Origin of the sequence: Vibrio sp. McD22-P3 (assembly GCF_021568915.1) — a bacterium.
Taxonomy (GTDB): domain Bacteria; phylum Pseudomonadota; class Gammaproteobacteria; order Enterobacterales; family Vibrionaceae; genus Vibrio; species Vibrio mediterranei.
Genome location: NZ_JAKGTN010000006.1, coordinates 191243 through 206475, shown reverse-complemented (window position 1 = coordinate 206475; position 15233 = coordinate 191243). Strand labels below are relative to the sequence as shown.

Here is a 15233-nt window from a genome sequence, read left to right as displayed (position 1 = left end):
CTAAGCTTGGTTCAATTGATATTTATGTAACATCGATTGCTGGTGGCCCGCAATTTCCGCTACTTGCTCAGCACTTTCTACCATGGACTCCAACTGCATGCTCGAATGTTCACCTTGCTCAGTAACCTGAACGATTGAGCGGCCTACGTCTGCCGTGGCACGCTCTTGTTGTTCAGTAGCCACAGAAACTTGCTCTGCCCTGTTACGGATCTGATTCACTGAATGGGCGATGTCAGTAAAAGACGTTTTTACTCGGTCGCTGGATTCCAAAGCAAAAGACATTTCTTTGCGTGACTCGACAACCGATTGACGTGAGTCTTGGGCTGCTTGGATGAGCTCCGACATCATTTGTCGAATGTTTGTGGTTTGTGCAGAAGTATCACTAGCGAGTTTACGAACTTCGTCCGCCACAACAGCAAAGCCTCTGCCCTTCTCGCCAGCCCTTGCAGCTTCAATAGCCGCATTTAATGCTAATAGATTAGTGTTATCTGCAATCCCACTGATCATATCCACCATCTCTTGTATCTGCTTCACTTTGCCATCTAGCTCAGTCATTGACGCTTCATTGTTGCCTAACGTCGTATCCAACATATGAAGCCGTTCTTGGTTGTCAGATACCGCTTCCAAACCAAGGTTGGCATAACTATCCGCTTGTTGAGAATCGTTAAACGACGCAGTCGTCACTTGAGCTATCTCCTTAATCGATGCTTCCAGTTCTGTAACCGTTGTCACCATGCTATCTAGGGAGGCGTTTTGTGAACGCAAACTCAGACGAGTTTCCTCTGCCGCGCCGTGACTTATCTCCGCCGTTTGATAGAGTGTTTCACAGTTTCTCGTTACCACCTCAATCGAATCATGAGTCGACTCGATAACTTGGTTCAACTTTCTGGCGATATCTTGCATTTCAGCAGGACCCGCTAGCATCACTTTGCCCGTTAGTTCGTATTCTGTGAGCCCTTTCAATTGAGAGATGATGTTCTTTAAAGGTCGATTTATCCATCGACGCAGAGAGAAGAAGATTACGACGATTGTTGCAATTAGAAATGTTGTAGCAGCAATTAACCATTGTGAGGTTGTATCAAGAGTATGATTCACTACGGATTGACTATCTTTTATTAGTGTCGAGGCAGTATCAGAGATTTGCTGTAGGAGTTGTACCGTGTCATCGGCTATCACAACAGCACGTTCCAACTCCACTTTTTGCTTTTCAACCACTTCTAGCCTGTCGAGTATTTGACTTAGTACACCACTTTGTTTGAATCCGTCCTGAACCATTTCATATGGTGCAATAAGACTGGCAAACTCTTTGACTTCAGGGTGCCAATCAGAGAAGTCTGCAAATGCTAGGTTGATTCCAGCGATTCGATTACGCATTTCACGATATTCACTTTTCGCTTTACTCAGTTCTTCTTGCATCATCATGACTAAGAACGTGCTCTCCATTGAGCTAGCACTCGCAATAAATCGACTCGCCGCATCTGAAGACAATGGATTGTCTTGAGACAGAATTAAGCTAATACGATTCATTTCAGGGCCAATAGAACTTAACCCATAACGGAATCCCGTCACTTGCTTATCTATACGACCTTTCATTGCAATGAGTTGAGACTGAAACGCCAATACGGACTCAGTAACGGATTGCAATTCAGCTATTTTTTCCCTGAGTTGAGCTCTTTGATCTTGAGTCACGGCACTATCTATCTTTTTTGCAATCTCGAACAGACTATTGACCCGGGTTTCACTAAGGCTAGTCAGCAGCGCGATACGTTCCTGGATAGCATTTAACTCTGCCTCAGAAGATAACTGGCTTCCAAAGTTCAGTAACTTTACTTGTTCCAACGTATCTTGTGTTAAGGCTGCATTATTCATTGCCAGAGGGAGTACGCGATCCGATAAATTATCGAATTGATGTTTTACTTGTGTTAATCCACTTGAACTTAGCCAACTTAGAGCAATAAAGAAGATACAGATTAAAATGAATATTGTGCTGAGTGAGTGAATTATTGAGGTTGGACGTTTTCGTTGTGTTGACGATGTCATAGCGATTCCGTTGCATCAATCGTTAAATTGCGACCAAATTTCGTGGATAAATAGTACAAAACGATAATTTGGTATAAAATTATTCGGAAATGGTAGAGGCCGTTAATTACATATTTATTACACATAAATGTAAGCAGTGTGACAGATGAAAATTGTTAAAGTATTGATTCCATACGGTATAGTGGCATTATTGACGGCTTGTTCAAGCCAACCAAGCCAAGCACCACACACACAAGTTAATTATAGAAGTGCTGAAAATGCACCATTTTTGGCTGAATACAAGAAATGGCAAGGCGTTCCTTATCGACTTGGTGGCACCAATTATTCTGGAGTCGATTGCTCGGCATTTGTACAGGCTGTCTATCAAGATGCTTATGCTGTTAGCTTACCCAGAACCACTGCGCAGCAAGTTAAAATAGGTCACAAAGTAGCTTACAATAATGCTCAAAGCGGAGATTTAGTGTTTTTTAAAACGGGAAGAAAAACTAGACACGTAGGTATTTATTTAGGTGGGAATACATTTATGCATGCCTCAACATCTAAAGGTGTGGTCCTTTCTCGACTCGACAATCCTTATTGGGCATCAACATTTTGGCATTTTAGAAATATTCAGTAATAGGATGCCTCCCTCTCAAAGAAATAAAATACCCTGAGAGGGAACGATCCTTTTGTTAATTTCTTTAATCATATATTGCAACAGCAGTATCAAAAAGATTTTTGACTAACGCTATATACTCTTCAAGAAATGCAACCTGCTCATTGGTGGCAGGCTTGTTCCAAACTCCAGCCAATACTTCTTCTAAGTCTTGAATCACTAAATCTACTTCTTTTAGCAACTTAAATCGCACACTTGAATGAAGTTCTGGGTTTTGTTCAAACAACACCATAATGTTGGACGCGACCATGTCCGTGGACACATCTTCTATTGTTTCTTCGCCCGTATCTCCAGAAGTTGAAGTAAATACATCAAGATTCATGGCGAGATGTTCGATTAATGCCTGATAGCCGTCAGTATCTACAACCACGACTGAACTCCTAGCAATTGTTTAAATGACAAGAACTTAAACATAGCAAACCTAGTTCACGTTTGTAAGAACTAGTACGAAAAATCGCGCTGCACGTCAATGATTCTGTGCGCTGGCAGTATGTTATGTAGTCAATATTGTTCTACACTAGCCATAGATTGGCAGACGGGAGTAACTTATGTGGCAAGCGATTTCAGATCAGCTATCCGATGCACTCATGTTCAACTTTTCTATCAAAGAACGTGTCAAAATGAGCGGTGGCGATATTAACCAATGCTATATGATTAGCGATGGTGATCAGCGCTACTTCGTGAAAACCAATCACAAAGACTTCCTTGCTAAATTTGAGATTGAGGCGGATAACCTCAAAGCGCTCCGTGACACTAATACGGTTCATGTACCCGAGGTGGTGTTAATTAGCAAAACTAAAGAATGCGCGTTCATCATTCTTAACTACATCCCTGTCAAACCTTTAGACGTGAGTACTGCCAGTCATCAGTTTGGAATTGAGTTAGCAAAACTGCATAAATGGGGTGAACAAGCCGAATTTGGCTTTGATCAAGACAACTATATTGGTGCTACTTTACAACCTAATCAGTGGCATAAAAAATGGTCCCGCTTTTTCTCTGAACAACGTATAGGCTGGCAACTACAGCTACTTAAAGAGAAACAAATCAGCTTTACCGATATCGACCAGTTTGTCTCCCTTATCAACGAGCAGCTCTCTGGCCATAACCCTAAACCTTCTTTGCTGCATGGCGACCTTTGGAACGGCAATGTGGCTAACTCAGCCTTTGGGCCTATTTGTTATGATCCCGCCAGTTATTGGGGAGATCGAGAGTGCGATCTCGCTATGACAGAACTCTTTGGTGGTTTCAGGCAGGAATTTTATGACGGTTATGAAAGTGTACTGCCCATTGAGCCTATGTTCGAGTATAGAAAGCACATCTATAATCTCTATCATGTGCTCAATCACTGCAACCTTTTTGGGGGCAGCTACCTCGACCAAGCTGAAGAGCTAATCTCAACGATTCAAGCCTCTTAGAGGTTTACTCGACCTTCACCTCTTTATCTAATATCTCAAGCAACGAGGCGAAGCCAACATCATACGGGTCGGACACACCACTCGAATTAAGCCAGTTGGTGACTAAACCAACGGATTTAGCGGGTACTATGTCCTTGTCCCTTTGATCGCCGGTCATCGTCAACTTGTTTGCCGGGATACCTAACTTGCCTGCGATAAGCCGATAGAATTCTGCGTTATTTTTAGAAACGCCAAGATTGTTAAAACAGAAGTAGCCTGTGATGTATTGAGCTAAACCACCACGTTCAAATGCCTGTTTTATATCGATTTCATTAGAATCTTGTGCATTGGTCGCAACATAAATGGGATACTGCTTAGAAAGCGCTGACAACAACTCTACGGCACCAGAAACTACTTCAACATTTGACCAATCACACATTTTTCCAGTTTGTGTAGGGTCATCGACCATTAGAGTGTCACCCCAGTCAAACAAGTACACTCGGTCTCGACTCAACCAACGCTTGTAGAGCTCTTGCCACTCTTCACGCAAGACACCGTACTTTATCGAATCAAAGTACTCACCTAGGTAATAGCGAACTTTGCGCAGCCTTGCCTCTTGCGTCATTCCAAGCTTCTCGGCACATCGCATCATTCCAGGGTTTCCAGACCAAGTAGTAAAGCCTACTCGCTCGATCTCCAATGTTGCAAAAAGATGCTCCACCCATGGAATCAGCGCTTTCAACCCGATGCCCCTACCCCAAAGTGATGAGTCGTAAATGGCCACACCAGCTTCAAGCCAACGCGTGTTTTCATCTTCCCAATAGTAGCTAACACTGCCTATTGCTCGCCCCAAATAATCTATAACCAAGCCTGTGTTACCATCTAGGAACTTTTGGAACTGTTGCTGCTTAAATTCGGATAGTGTTGGCCGAACATAACCGAAGTAAGGGCCGTTGTATTTCGTCCACTCTTCGTCAGCCGTCATAAGTTGATAAAGCGGCTCTAGATCTTCGGTTGATGCCTTGCGTAAGGTAATATCCTGAAACCTTAGTTTGGTATTATGCATCGAATATCCTTGTCTAATCATTAAGATACTTCCAACTGTCTGCACCATCAAAATAGCGAATGTGTATGGTACTTGTCTCTTCTGGGGTCACCATTTTGAAATTGATAGCAACTTTCTGGGTTGGCGATTTATCCGTTGAAGTGTAATGCGTCACGCATCCGCATTCTGGACAGTGGTGAAAGTCGATAAAACCATCACCCCATTGATACGCCTTTGTCGGTTGACGTAATACTGAAACTGTCACCGAATCAGGCTCATAATAGCCCCACAATGTTCCATAACGACGACATACAGAGCAGTTGCAACTTGTTAAATTCGCCGGCCAGTTGGCAAAACTGAGAGTTATATTTCCGCAATGACATTGCGCGTTATGGTGAGACATTATTTCTTCCCTATTTACATTAACGATATCTAGCTAGGTTATAAAATTAAGTTAAGGGCGATGGATAACATAATAGCACCAACAAAGAGCTCCAATACTTTCCATGATATTGGTTTATGAAAGATAGGCGTTAGCAGTCGAGCACCGTACCCCAAGGAGAAAAAGAACACAAAGGAAGCCATCACAGCACCGAGCCCGAAAGAGAACTGATTCGGAGCATATTGGGTGGAAATAGAGCCTAGCAAAACAACGGTATCTAGATAGACATGTGGGTTTAGCCAAGTTAGCGCTAAGCAAATCAGAATGGTTTTTAGCAAACTTGCACTTGAATCACCTTCAGGGTCGAGTTGATGTTTGCTTTTGAAAGCAGAACGCAAACTTTGGATCCCGTATACAGTAAGAAAAGCAGCCCCCGCATAACGAGCTACTATTTCGATTTGAGGAAACCGCTCAATAATGACACCGAAGCCGCCGACACCCGCAGAAATGAGAATGGCATCAGAAACTGCACATACAGAACACACTGCAAATACATAGTGTTTCTTTAGCCCTTGTTTTAGAACAAACGCATTTTGAGCACCAATTGCAAGTATCAACGACAGACCCAAGGAAAAGCCTGTCAAAAAAGTCGTTACATCCAAGTAAACCTCACAATCCTTTATCGAGGAGAGGTTATCTTGTAACGCGTAATTAATTGAATTTCAAGCTATGTTTCGTTCTCGTGTCTTACTGTTACAAACACATCATCACTGTCTAATGTGACCTCAAACAAGATTGGTCGACAACATACATAGCAGTCTTCAATATACTCTTGCTCATCAACGGAACAGTCAATTGATGTTTCAAAAGCCTCCCCACAATACGGGCAGTTTACTCGCCACTCTTTTAATGCTTCCATCGATTACACTCATGGTAGGTTTTATCAAAGTGTAGAATCGTAAAAAGAGATACTCAAATATGGCAGTCAGAGATATTTGTCGTCCAAAGTGCTCAATACTAACGCAGTGCTGCTACTCATATCTTAGCGTTGATAAAACTAACGACGCCTTTTTGTATGCCACGCCTTTTTTGTAAAATATGTCTCCTTCAATAACCATTCCAAATCTCTTATAGAAATCCAGCGCAGACTCCCTTGCATCGCACCAAAATACCTCAATATTTTGCCTTTCAAGCATGTTCAAGACAAACTCGATGACCTGTGAGCCAATACCCTGACCTTGGTAATCAGGAAGCGTTGCAAATTTACGCAACCTACCTTGATTACCATCGATAAATATCGAAGCAACGCAGACCAACTTATTACTCACAGATGCGCCGATATGTATCGCTCGGTTATCTCCTTCTACCAGCGAGCTCTCTATTGGTAAATCGGGCCACAGAACTTGCTGACGAATAGGTAGGACCTGTTCGAGTTCAACTAAAGATATTTTCACCACGTTATTATTACCCACTTTTTAATTTAACCAAGCGAGAGTTGCGGAAATTAGCAGAGGGAAAACGCCTGCAACAAATAAAGAAAAACCAAAAGAGTAGTTTTGTCGATAGTGCTTATGTTTTTCAGCTTCAAGATTATGGTCTCTAACCATTGCTCTCATCTTTTGTGACACAACATCGACGTCATAGGTTCGGCTTATTCTTCCTCCATCCCAAGCTAAACCAGCCACGCCCCATAACACGATAGCGACGTAAAATGAGAAATCAGAAAGTTCGGATGTTTTCAACATAGGGAAAATGTAGCCAGCTATGCAGACCACAATCCCTGAACTTATATTCGCTATGAAAACGAAGCGAAATAGAGAGCCCATATTCAAAAGGCTTCTTTCAATCCGATCATGTTCATCTTGTCAGCGATTTCGTCATAAACACGCTATTAGGGTCAAGCGAGTAGCTAGCAAATGGTTCACACTCTACAAAGCCATCTCTTTGATATAGGTTTCTTGCTGGTTCGAAAAATGCTTCGGTTCCTGTCTCTAAACTCAGTCGTGTCAAGCCGTTTTCTGAGGCCTTACTGGTTAGATGAGCAAGCAGTTTTCTTGCTACTCCCTTGCCACGAGCACTCTCTGTCGTGCGCATCGATTTTATTTCACCATGTCCCGACTCAATGGTTTTTAAGGCTATACATCCTGCCAAATCATCTTCAAACCATGCAGTCCAGAACGTAATCTCTGGCTGACGAAGAGCATCAATATCAAGAGCATGAACACTTTCTGGAGGAGAAGTCGCGTACATGTCATCCAAATGAGCTTGTAAAAGGGCTTTTATTTCTGGACCTGTCAAATCATCCTTAATTATTTTCACTTTCTTTCCTTAACTAGATTTACAATATTGGCTTTCCACGTAGGGACTTCTTCTGCCCTTGCTTCTTCTTATTATCCACGCGTCTTATTTGCGATGAACGAGTTGGCTTTGTTGCACGACGTTTCTTTTGCACGACCATCACTGACCGAATCAAATCAGCTAGCCTCGCAAGTGCGTCTTCCCGGTTTTTCTCTTGAGTACGATGTGATTGCGCTTTAATCACAATGACACCTTCCTTAGAGATTCTAGAGTCGTTGCTTGCAAGCAAACGTTCTTTATATATCGCGGGTAGTGTCGAGCGTCTAATATCAAAACGTAGATGGATAGCAGTGGAAACCTTGTTAACATTCTGACCACCGCTCCCCATCGAACGAATTGCATTTAGCTCGATTTCCCAATCTGCCAACGTTACCGTATTAGAAATCTGTAACATGCTGAATTTAAACTGAGTAATCGAACACGATAATGTCGTCTAAAATCGGTCTGAACACCGATTTTAGAGCATCATGTTCGGGGTGAGGCAGATAGTTCTGTCGACCACTTTCATCCTTGAATGTCATCATTACGCTGTGCGTATAGGATTTATTTTTACCTTCTGGGCTATCGTTCACACCCCACTCTAGCGCTTCCACTCCTGCTATTTTTTTGGGCATAGCCTCAAACAAAGCCATAAGTTCGTTAATGCTTTGCTCTGTTGCTTTTTCGTTGAATCGAATCAACAAGATATGTCTAATCATTACTAGAGTTCTACTTAGCGAATCAATCACTCGATACTACAGAAATTCAACCACAGTGACTAGACAAGGACATTTTAGTAGTGCCCCATTCCGCCATGAAAGCCGCTAAAAATGCCACCAAATATCATACCAAAGAGGCTAAATATCAACCCAAGGATGATCATAGCTGGTATTGATGCGATGGCGAACTTGACCATAAATATCACCATAGATAGAAATGGCATTTTGATGTCTACGACTGTCACTTCGCTATTCTTTGTATTTTCTTCCGTCATAATCGTACCTCTGAGCTTTTGTATTCAACTTATTTAATAACTAATATTACAGATAATAAAAAGGCTCTAATTTATGAAATTAGAGCCCTATCAATGAATAATTGTGTTGATATTAAGCGTTAGACTCAGACTTCAATTTATCCACCATATGTAAATGCACGTCTTGTTGAGGGAAAGGTATAGAAATGCCCTCTTTATCAAAGCGTAATTTAACCTCTTTAGTCACATCCCAATACACATCCCAGTAATCATCTGTTTTTACCCATGGTCGAACGATGAAGTCTACTGATGAGGTATTCAGTGTATGAACTCGAATGTTAGGCTCTGGTGATTTAAGAACCGCAGGATGCGCCTCGATAATCTCATGTAAAACAGATTCAGCTTTGAGCAAGTCATCTCCATAACCAATACCAAACACCATATCTACTCGACGAGTACGCTCGTGAGTAACGTTTTTGATAACGTCTCCCCAGATCTTACTGTTAGGAACAATGATAATTTGGTTATCAAAGGTGCGAATCGTGGTATTGACCAAACTCATATGACTTACCTTACCATCTACACCACCAGCAAAAACAAAATCACCAACATCAAATGGGCGGTAGATAAGAAGCATCATACCCGCTGCGAAGTTAGATAATGTATCTTGTAGCGCAAAACCAATAATCACACCTGCGATACCGAAACCCGTCAAGATAGGCGCTAAATTAAGCCCTATCTGTGACAGCCCAACCATGATACCGATAATCCAAACAATATTTCCCGACATAGACACAAAGAAGTTCTGCATCAAGTGAGAGAGCTTCAAGTTCTTGTTATGAACTGCTTTTGTCACAATCTTGCGTACCAGTTTTACAACGGCGCGTGTAACAAAAAGAATAAGAATGAAAATAAACACTTGGAATAGTTGCTGTGGTGCGTTATCGCCTAGCCAATCAACGGCGGCACTCCACCAATAACTCAACAGCGAAATCAACACTTTTGAATCTAAAATGTCTTGAGTGATATTGCCAGTTACAGAGAATACTTGTCTTTTATATTCAGACGTTTCTAAACCAACGTCATCGCCTAGAACGATCAAATTACGAAGACTTTCTGTTTCAATGCCAATACGCTGCTTAAGCACTAACTGACTAGTTTGAAGTGCAGCTTTGTCTCCTTCTGGCGCCGATGCCAACTGAGAATTGATCGCCTCCACCTGTTGGTTGAAATATTCAATCGACGCTGACGTTAACCTCAGGTTTTTCGCGACTAGTACTTCAAACTGCGCTTCACCACTCTCATCCTGAACTCCAAGTTTGTTCAGCCACATCAGGTTTTGCCATGCCGCATTAAAGGTGGCGTTCAAATAGTCTTGAACTTCACTATAAGTATTTAAAATGGACAGTTTATTCTCAGCTTTAGCGCTATTGAACTGCTCTCCAACCGTTTTTAACTTATCTTCTAGATAAGTTTTCGCGCCTTCTGTATATTTTTGCTGGAACCGTACCTGTTCAATGAGCATATCTTTTGGTAAATCATTAGATTCAACCGCGCTACCGATGACATCTCTTAGCTCATTGTTTTTATTGAAGAGGCGGAATTGAATAGCGTCTTTTTGATCTCCACTAGAAGCTTTGAGTGATTCCGAAAGATCTCTTATCTCCGCGTTAATTTTGTCTAAGGCTACTTGAGCCTTTGGAGGTGGTACCCTAGTAGGAGTATCATCTTGAGCTAAGGCAATGCCACTCATCATCGACATTACGAATACAACAAATACTGCAATAGCATTAGTCTTTAAAAATTGAGGGAAACAAACACTCATTCACAACTCCCTGAAGGTGTTAAGTTTAGATTAATTGCTTTAATGATAGGTCATAAAACCATTTGTACACGCATCTCTAGATAGAGATTGATGACATGATCACCCTTGCCATAGTCTTCGGTGTCATCTGTATGAAAACTATCGACTATGCTTAGGTAGATTCTGACAACACGCCTATGTGATTCGAGGCCAATGCGCTTTATCCTTCTCATATTATAAAATGCCATGATTTTACCTGACGGCCATTGTTATCACCTAGTGTTCTACCCTATTATGCGTGCCACAGATTAGTTCGATTCAATTCATCACATTAAGATGAGGATGTAACATGAAGTTTCGCCGATTATTATTCCTAGCTATTATTCTCATCGCCGGTGGATGTTCATCATTGAGTGAACAGCAAAAATTAGCCGAGCGGAATGAACTCGACACTATGGCGCAAACCACTATATCGGAGTTACTAAAAAAAGAACCACACTTGCAAGCTCAAATGAATAAAGCATTAGCGTACGGTGTTGCAAACATGAAAGTGACCAAAGTCCCTGTTGTGGGTGTCGGAGGCGGCGAAGGTGTTATGGTAATAAAAGGTGCTGAGCCACATATCTACTTTACGGTTAAACGACTTGATTTCGGTGCTGGCTGGGGTGCACGTTCATACAAAGTATTGATTCTTCTAAACACACAAGAGTTGGTCGATGATTGGAAAGACGGTGAATGGAAATTTGAAATTGGAGCGGAAGCCTCTGCTGGCAGCGCCGCAGCACAAGGTTCTTCTGGTGATATGAACCCCGAGTTCACTCTGCATGTGTTGTCTGACGGCGGAGCGTCAGCAACTGTCACAGCCAGAGTTATTCGCGCTAAAGTTAACCAGTCACTTACTGACTAGACAAGCCTATCGAATGCCACGAGTAATCTCATCATAGTTGCGTAGCAGATAATCAATATCGTTGAGGTAGCTGCGCCTATGACCTTCCTCTATGCATTGCTGCATACCTTGATCCCCCTTATTGGCCTTGTCTTCCATAAAACTGACGAGATACCTTAAACGAGACACCATCGTTTCAACCAATTTAAATCGGCTTACTGTATCTATTTCATACGCATCCAGATATGCTTTTGCCCGACGTACTTGTTGAACGATATCACCAAGTTTATCTACCGAGTTGGTTTTGAAAGGTGCCCAGCAATAGACAGAATACGATAAATCCCACAACCTTGAGCCTGGATGAACGGTATCAAAATCAAATACCCCGACGACATTATTCGCCTCTAATGCCACGTTGTAGGGTGCAAAGTCCCCATGACACATAACTTCAGATTCGGTGTCTGAGCTCAGCATCCAATCTAAACGTGCGACATCATACTGCTCAATAAATCCAACACTCGCGTCATGAAGCCGCCTTTGCAGTCTCGCCGCTGTTTCCAGTGCCTGTAGACTGGCTATTTCCTCAAGTAACGGATAGTTAAATGTTTTGCCTTTTACCAATGAAAGTGTCTCATTATCGTTATCCAGAGCGAGTACTTTAGGAACGTAATGGATGCCTTGCTGCTCTAAAAACTTAAGGAAAATATGTACAGAACGAGACCATGGACTTGCAGGCCTGATAACCGTGTCGGTCTTTACTACAATGGGGCTCATTGGTTTCACTCATTAAGGTTAAAATTAAATATCGACGTTTGCAGAGGCATTGAATGAATACATTTTGACTTCTTTTCGCACTTCCCACCCCATAGAACGATAAAACTCTTGTGCAGCCTCGTTGTCAGCTTTAACAAATAAGTGCGTTTTCTCGATACCAATTTGAGCAAAAGAGTCCGTCACTCTCTCCACCAATGTTTTACCTATTCGTTTTCCACGATGCTGGGATGCAACCGCCAAATGCTGCAGGTAGCCACGCCTCCCATCTGTTCCTGCTAAGACAGCACCCACTACTTCTCCATGTAGGATGGCCACAAAACTCATATTCGGATTTTTATCTAGATAAGCAATGATGTTGTCGCGGTTATCCGCCTCTCGAATCACCATATGATCAGTTTGCCGCCACAAAGTCATCACGTTATCGTAGTCGGCGATTTGCATCTCGCGGAAAGTTACGCTCACTTGAGTTACTCCTTTTTACTCAGGTCATTCTTTTTGTCTAGAGCCTGCTTTCAGGTACAAGGATATTTAGACTCCATTTCTGCTACTGCTTTTACAAGCAGTAACTCTAAAGCTTTCAGGTCGATTTTTGATAGGTTATTTATGTAAAGACATGACTTTGCCGTTCTGAACTGGCCAAGTTTCTCCAGTTCGGATTGGAGATTGTCAAAGCCTTGCATGATATAAAGGGTCAGGTTCTGTTTCCGTGGCGAAAAGCCCGTCATCATCCAAGAATACGTTCCTCGAGTGTTAGTGTAACGGTATTCGCCAAAGCCGATAATGCTTTCTCCCCACATAACAGGTTGCCGCCCAGTCACTTTGGTAAACATTGTGAGCAAAGTCTCAGCATCTCTCCTTCTTTGCTCATTCTTAACTGATTCAATAAAAGCACTGGGGTCTTCTGTTGTAGGACGTGTTTTTAGCGTGGTCATCGGTATTCCTTATCAGATGGTCCCGCCTGTTCTCACATTGCGCGAACTACATGAATTTATGCTTGTGGTCATAAAAATTCATAATGTGTTTCAATGCCCAATCTCGATAGCGGTCCGCTTCAATGAGCACATCGTGTCTTGCGTGAGGTATGGTCAATATTCGAGAGCTCGTACACTTTTCATTAAACGAATCTTGTGCCGATAGGGAAACGACATTGTCACCTTCTGGTTGAATAATTAAGATTGGCGTTTTGATGTTTTTCGCTTGGGAAATACATGTTTTACCCGCAGCCATCGCTTCCGTAATCCACTTGGGGCTCACTCCACCAAGTCTTAGTTTGGGGTGATTATTCAATAGGTCACTGTATGCTTTAAAACGCGTTGGACTACTTGTATGATCATTTCCTTCAAACGTTTTGGTTACAAACGCAGTTTGCTTGGGTGCAAAGTGCGGCGTTTTCTGCAGCTGACTGATCATCTTAATCGTTGCGGTTTGTATGCCACCTACCACCTTAGGTAGCTTGATTCCAAACATTGGACTCGTCAACGCACACGCTTTAATCGTGTCAGGGTATTTTGCAATAAATTGCGTCGCAATCGCTCCGCCCATTGAGTGCGCCAACATCATCACTTCATCGCTGTCTTTGTTGCGAACCACATTCTCGACAAACTGCGCTAAATCATCCACATAATGGACAAACTGATCAATATGACCCAACTCGCTATTTTCAACCAATCGTTCTGACTCACCTTGCCCTCGATGATCAAAAGAGTAAACACTAAAATGCTGGCTGAGTTCATACATTAACTCTTTATATTTCCAACACGACTCATTGCGGCCTTGTACTAAAACCAACGCTCGATTCAGGTTTTGTGGGTTGACATTGACCCAAGCAATATCGCAATCCATCGCGCCTTTAAAATGACCGCGAGTTCGATTCTCCCAAACCTCATCGATTTTTTGGTGATAAGCATCATCATTGGCAAATTCTGATGTCACGATTTTATGCCGTTTATATGGTGTATAGGGAATATCGAGTTTTCTGCCAACACTTTCCACAAATAAGCGCCCTAAACGCACACCATGCATATAATCCGCATCAAGTTGTTTTTTAGTACTGCCAATAACTGAAGACTTAAGATTTATTGCCGGCGAGATTTCGTAAATGTTAACGTCATCAGGTGGTGATGCGAGAAAACGCTGTGTTTTACGATAGCTTTCCTCATGCTTGATAAGAATTGCTGATAGTTCACTCATCGTTTTAGTTGGCGCTCGTTTTAAAATCGCTTCCAACAGCGGATGATGGTCGTCAAAATCGATAGGCATAGTACGAACGACCACAATATGTTTGTAGCCTCGACGATAAGCCTCCTCTACCGGGATTGGAGCTGAAACACCACCATCCAGCCACCGTGCATCATCAAACACAACGGGGTTTTTATGCAATGCTGGAATAGCACATGACGCCCTTAGCACATTTTTCCAGTTATCAACCGTGACATCAAAGCACTCTGAGGTCAGCTTTTGAGCATGTGTGGCGACCGCTATAACCTGTTTAGTCTTCAACAGGTCCGAGCCCTTATCCCAATTCAGTGGAATATTGACTTCCGCACTATCGACCAAAAAGTCTAAATCCAACCCCTCGCCGCTTAAGAGGTATTTAGTGAGCTTGAAAAACTCGGGATGGCGAGTTGCTTCAGCTATGACTTTATAGGCATGACCTTGGTGTCCACAGATATAGGAAGCGAGATTCAACGAACCAGCGGACGTACCAATAAGCAAATCAAATGGATTGAAGTCGGCACGTAAAAAAGCGTCAAGAACACCTGCGGTAAAGATTCCTCGTTGCCCTCCACCTTCGGTCACCAAGGCTATTTTATCTACATGTTGTTGGCGCAACATAAAGTTGTCGTGATGTTTGCTGCTTATGATGTATCGCTTGCCCATGATGATTCCAAAATCTATTAAACGCTAAAATCACTCAGTTCAGAATGTGTTGCCTAAAAAAAG

20 protein-coding genes and 1 pseudogene are annotated in these 15233 nt (G+C 42.4%); 3 read left to right on the top strand and 18 right to left on the bottom strand.

Going from position 1 to position 15233, the window contains the following annotated elements; all coding sequences use genetic code 11:
- Positions 1 to 2040, bottom strand: a complete 2040-nt coding sequence (locus L2W36_RS09290) for a methyl-accepting chemotaxis protein (RefSeq protein ID WP_236109862.1) — start codon at positions 2038 to 2040, stop codon at positions 1 to 3.
- A 145-nt stretch (positions 2041 to 2185) separates the two neighbouring features.
- Between L2W36_RS09290 and L2W36_RS09285 the strand changes: the two genes are divergently transcribed.
- Positions 2186 to 2656 carry an NlpC/P60 family protein gene (locus tag L2W36_RS09285; RefSeq protein WP_236109861.1) on the top strand — a complete coding sequence of 157 codons (471 nt, stop codon included), beginning with the start codon at positions 2186 to 2188 and terminating at the stop codon, positions 2654 to 2656.
- A 64-nt stretch (positions 2657 to 2720) separates the two neighbouring features.
- On the opposite strand, the gene L2W36_RS09280 is transcribed toward L2W36_RS09285, so the two are convergent.
- Positions 2721 to 3065 carry a DUF3802 family protein gene (locus L2W36_RS09280; RefSeq protein WP_006074176.1) on the bottom strand — a complete coding sequence of 115 codons (345 nt, stop codon included), beginning with the start codon at positions 3063 to 3065 and terminating at the stop codon, positions 2721 to 2723.
- Positions 3066 to 3243: 178 nt separating this feature from the next.
- Here L2W36_RS09280 and L2W36_RS09275 point away from each other — a divergent pair, with 178 nt between their 5' ends.
- A complete protein-coding gene (locus L2W36_RS09275; RefSeq protein ID WP_006074178.1) occupies positions 3244 to 4110 on the top strand; it encodes a fructosamine kinase family protein in 867 nt (288 codons plus the stop codon).
- Positions 4111 to 4114: 4 nt separating this feature from the next.
- Here L2W36_RS09275 and L2W36_RS09270 read toward each other — a convergent pair whose 3' ends face one another.
- The 12 genes and pseudogenes from L2W36_RS09270 to L2W36_RS09215 form a co-directional block, all read right to left on the bottom strand.
- A complete protein-coding gene (locus tag L2W36_RS09270) occupies positions 4115 to 4588 on the bottom strand; it encodes an HAD family hydrolase (RefSeq protein ID WP_329605667.1) in 474 nt (157 codons plus the stop codon).
- A pseudogene (locus tag L2W36_RS09265) lies at positions 4589 to 5155 on the bottom strand (GNAT family N-acetyltransferase); the annotation flags it as partial. It lies immediately after the preceding gene.
- Positions 5156 to 5168: 13 nt separating this feature from the next.
- A complete protein-coding gene (locus L2W36_RS09260; protein ID WP_038230429.1) occupies positions 5169 to 5537 on the bottom strand; it encodes a GFA family protein in 369 nt (122 codons plus the stop codon).
- 38 nt (positions 5538 to 5575) lie between these two features.
- On the bottom strand, positions 5576 to 6178 hold the full coding sequence (locus tag L2W36_RS09255) for a LysE/ArgO family amino acid transporter (RefSeq protein WP_171392738.1): 603 nt from the start codon (positions 6176 to 6178) through the stop codon (positions 5576 to 5578).
- Between the two features lie 65 nt (positions 6179 to 6243).
- Complete coding sequence (locus tag L2W36_RS09250; protein ID WP_006074186.1) at positions 6244 to 6435, bottom strand: CPXCG motif-containing cysteine-rich protein; 192 nt, start codon at positions 6433 to 6435, stop codon at positions 6244 to 6246.
- A gap of 112 nt (positions 6436 to 6547) precedes the next feature.
- Positions 6548 to 6970 carry a GNAT family N-acetyltransferase gene (locus L2W36_RS09245; protein WP_443088387.1) on the bottom strand — a complete coding sequence of 141 codons (423 nt, stop codon included), beginning with the start codon at positions 6968 to 6970 and terminating at the stop codon, positions 6548 to 6550.
- Positions 6971 to 6991: 21 nt separating this feature from the next.
- Complete coding sequence (locus L2W36_RS09240) at positions 6992 to 7261, bottom strand: hypothetical protein (RefSeq protein WP_236109859.1); 270 nt, start codon at positions 7259 to 7261, stop codon at positions 6992 to 6994.
- 112 nt (positions 7262 to 7373) lie between these two features.
- Entirely contained in the window at positions 7374 to 7835 is a 462-nt protein-coding gene (locus tag L2W36_RS09235; RefSeq protein ID WP_006074192.1) for a GNAT family N-acetyltransferase, read from the bottom strand.
- A gap of 19 nt (positions 7836 to 7854) precedes the next feature.
- Complete coding sequence (gene arfB / locus L2W36_RS09230) at positions 7855 to 8268, bottom strand: alternative ribosome rescue aminoacyl-tRNA hydrolase ArfB (protein WP_096443297.1); 414 nt, start codon at positions 8266 to 8268, stop codon at positions 7855 to 7857.
- Between the two features lie 7 nt (positions 8269 to 8275).
- Positions 8276 to 8572 (bottom strand): Dabb family protein, encoded by a 297-nt coding sequence (locus tag L2W36_RS09225; protein WP_236109858.1) that lies wholly within the window; start codon positions 8570 to 8572, stop codon positions 8276 to 8278.
- A 74-nt stretch (positions 8573 to 8646) separates the two neighbouring features.
- Positions 8647 to 8847 carry a hypothetical protein gene (locus L2W36_RS09220; protein ID WP_063606343.1) on the bottom strand — a complete coding sequence of 67 codons (201 nt, stop codon included), beginning with the start codon at positions 8845 to 8847 and terminating at the stop codon, positions 8647 to 8649.
- 112 nt (positions 8848 to 8959) lie between these two features.
- Entirely contained in the window at positions 8960 to 10651 is a 1692-nt protein-coding gene (locus L2W36_RS09215) for a mechanosensitive ion channel family protein (protein WP_006074200.1), read from the bottom strand.
- A 328-nt stretch (positions 10652 to 10979) separates the two neighbouring features.
- Between L2W36_RS09215 and L2W36_RS09210 the strand changes: the two genes are divergently transcribed.
- Complete coding sequence (locus L2W36_RS09210; protein WP_236109857.1) at positions 10980 to 11537, top strand: hypothetical protein; 558 nt, start codon at positions 10980 to 10982, stop codon at positions 11535 to 11537.
- Positions 11538 to 11543: 6 nt separating this feature from the next.
- Here L2W36_RS09210 and L2W36_RS09205 read toward each other — a convergent pair whose 3' ends face one another.
- The 4 genes from L2W36_RS09205 to L2W36_RS09190 all read right to left on the bottom strand — a co-directional run bounded on the left by L2W36_RS09205 (position 11544) and on the right by L2W36_RS09190 (position 15170).
- Positions 11544 to 12290, bottom strand: coding sequence for a phosphotransferase enzyme family protein (locus L2W36_RS09205; RefSeq protein ID WP_236109856.1), 747 nt, complete (start codon positions 12288 to 12290; stop codon positions 11544 to 11546).
- 24 nt (positions 12291 to 12314) lie between these two features.
- Complete coding sequence (locus L2W36_RS09200) at positions 12315 to 12731, bottom strand: GNAT family N-acetyltransferase (RefSeq protein ID WP_236109886.1); 417 nt, start codon at positions 12729 to 12731, stop codon at positions 12315 to 12317.
- A gap of 71 nt (positions 12732 to 12802) precedes the next feature.
- Positions 12803 to 13222, bottom strand: a complete 420-nt coding sequence (locus L2W36_RS09195) for a DUF1801 domain-containing protein (RefSeq protein WP_006074207.1) — start codon at positions 13220 to 13222, stop codon at positions 12803 to 12805.
- A gap of 46 nt (positions 13223 to 13268) precedes the next feature.
- Positions 13269 to 15170 (bottom strand): alpha/beta fold hydrolase, encoded by a 1902-nt coding sequence (locus L2W36_RS09190; RefSeq protein WP_236109855.1) that lies wholly within the window; start codon positions 15168 to 15170, stop codon positions 13269 to 13271.
- Positions 15171 to 15233 lie beyond the last annotated feature (63 nt).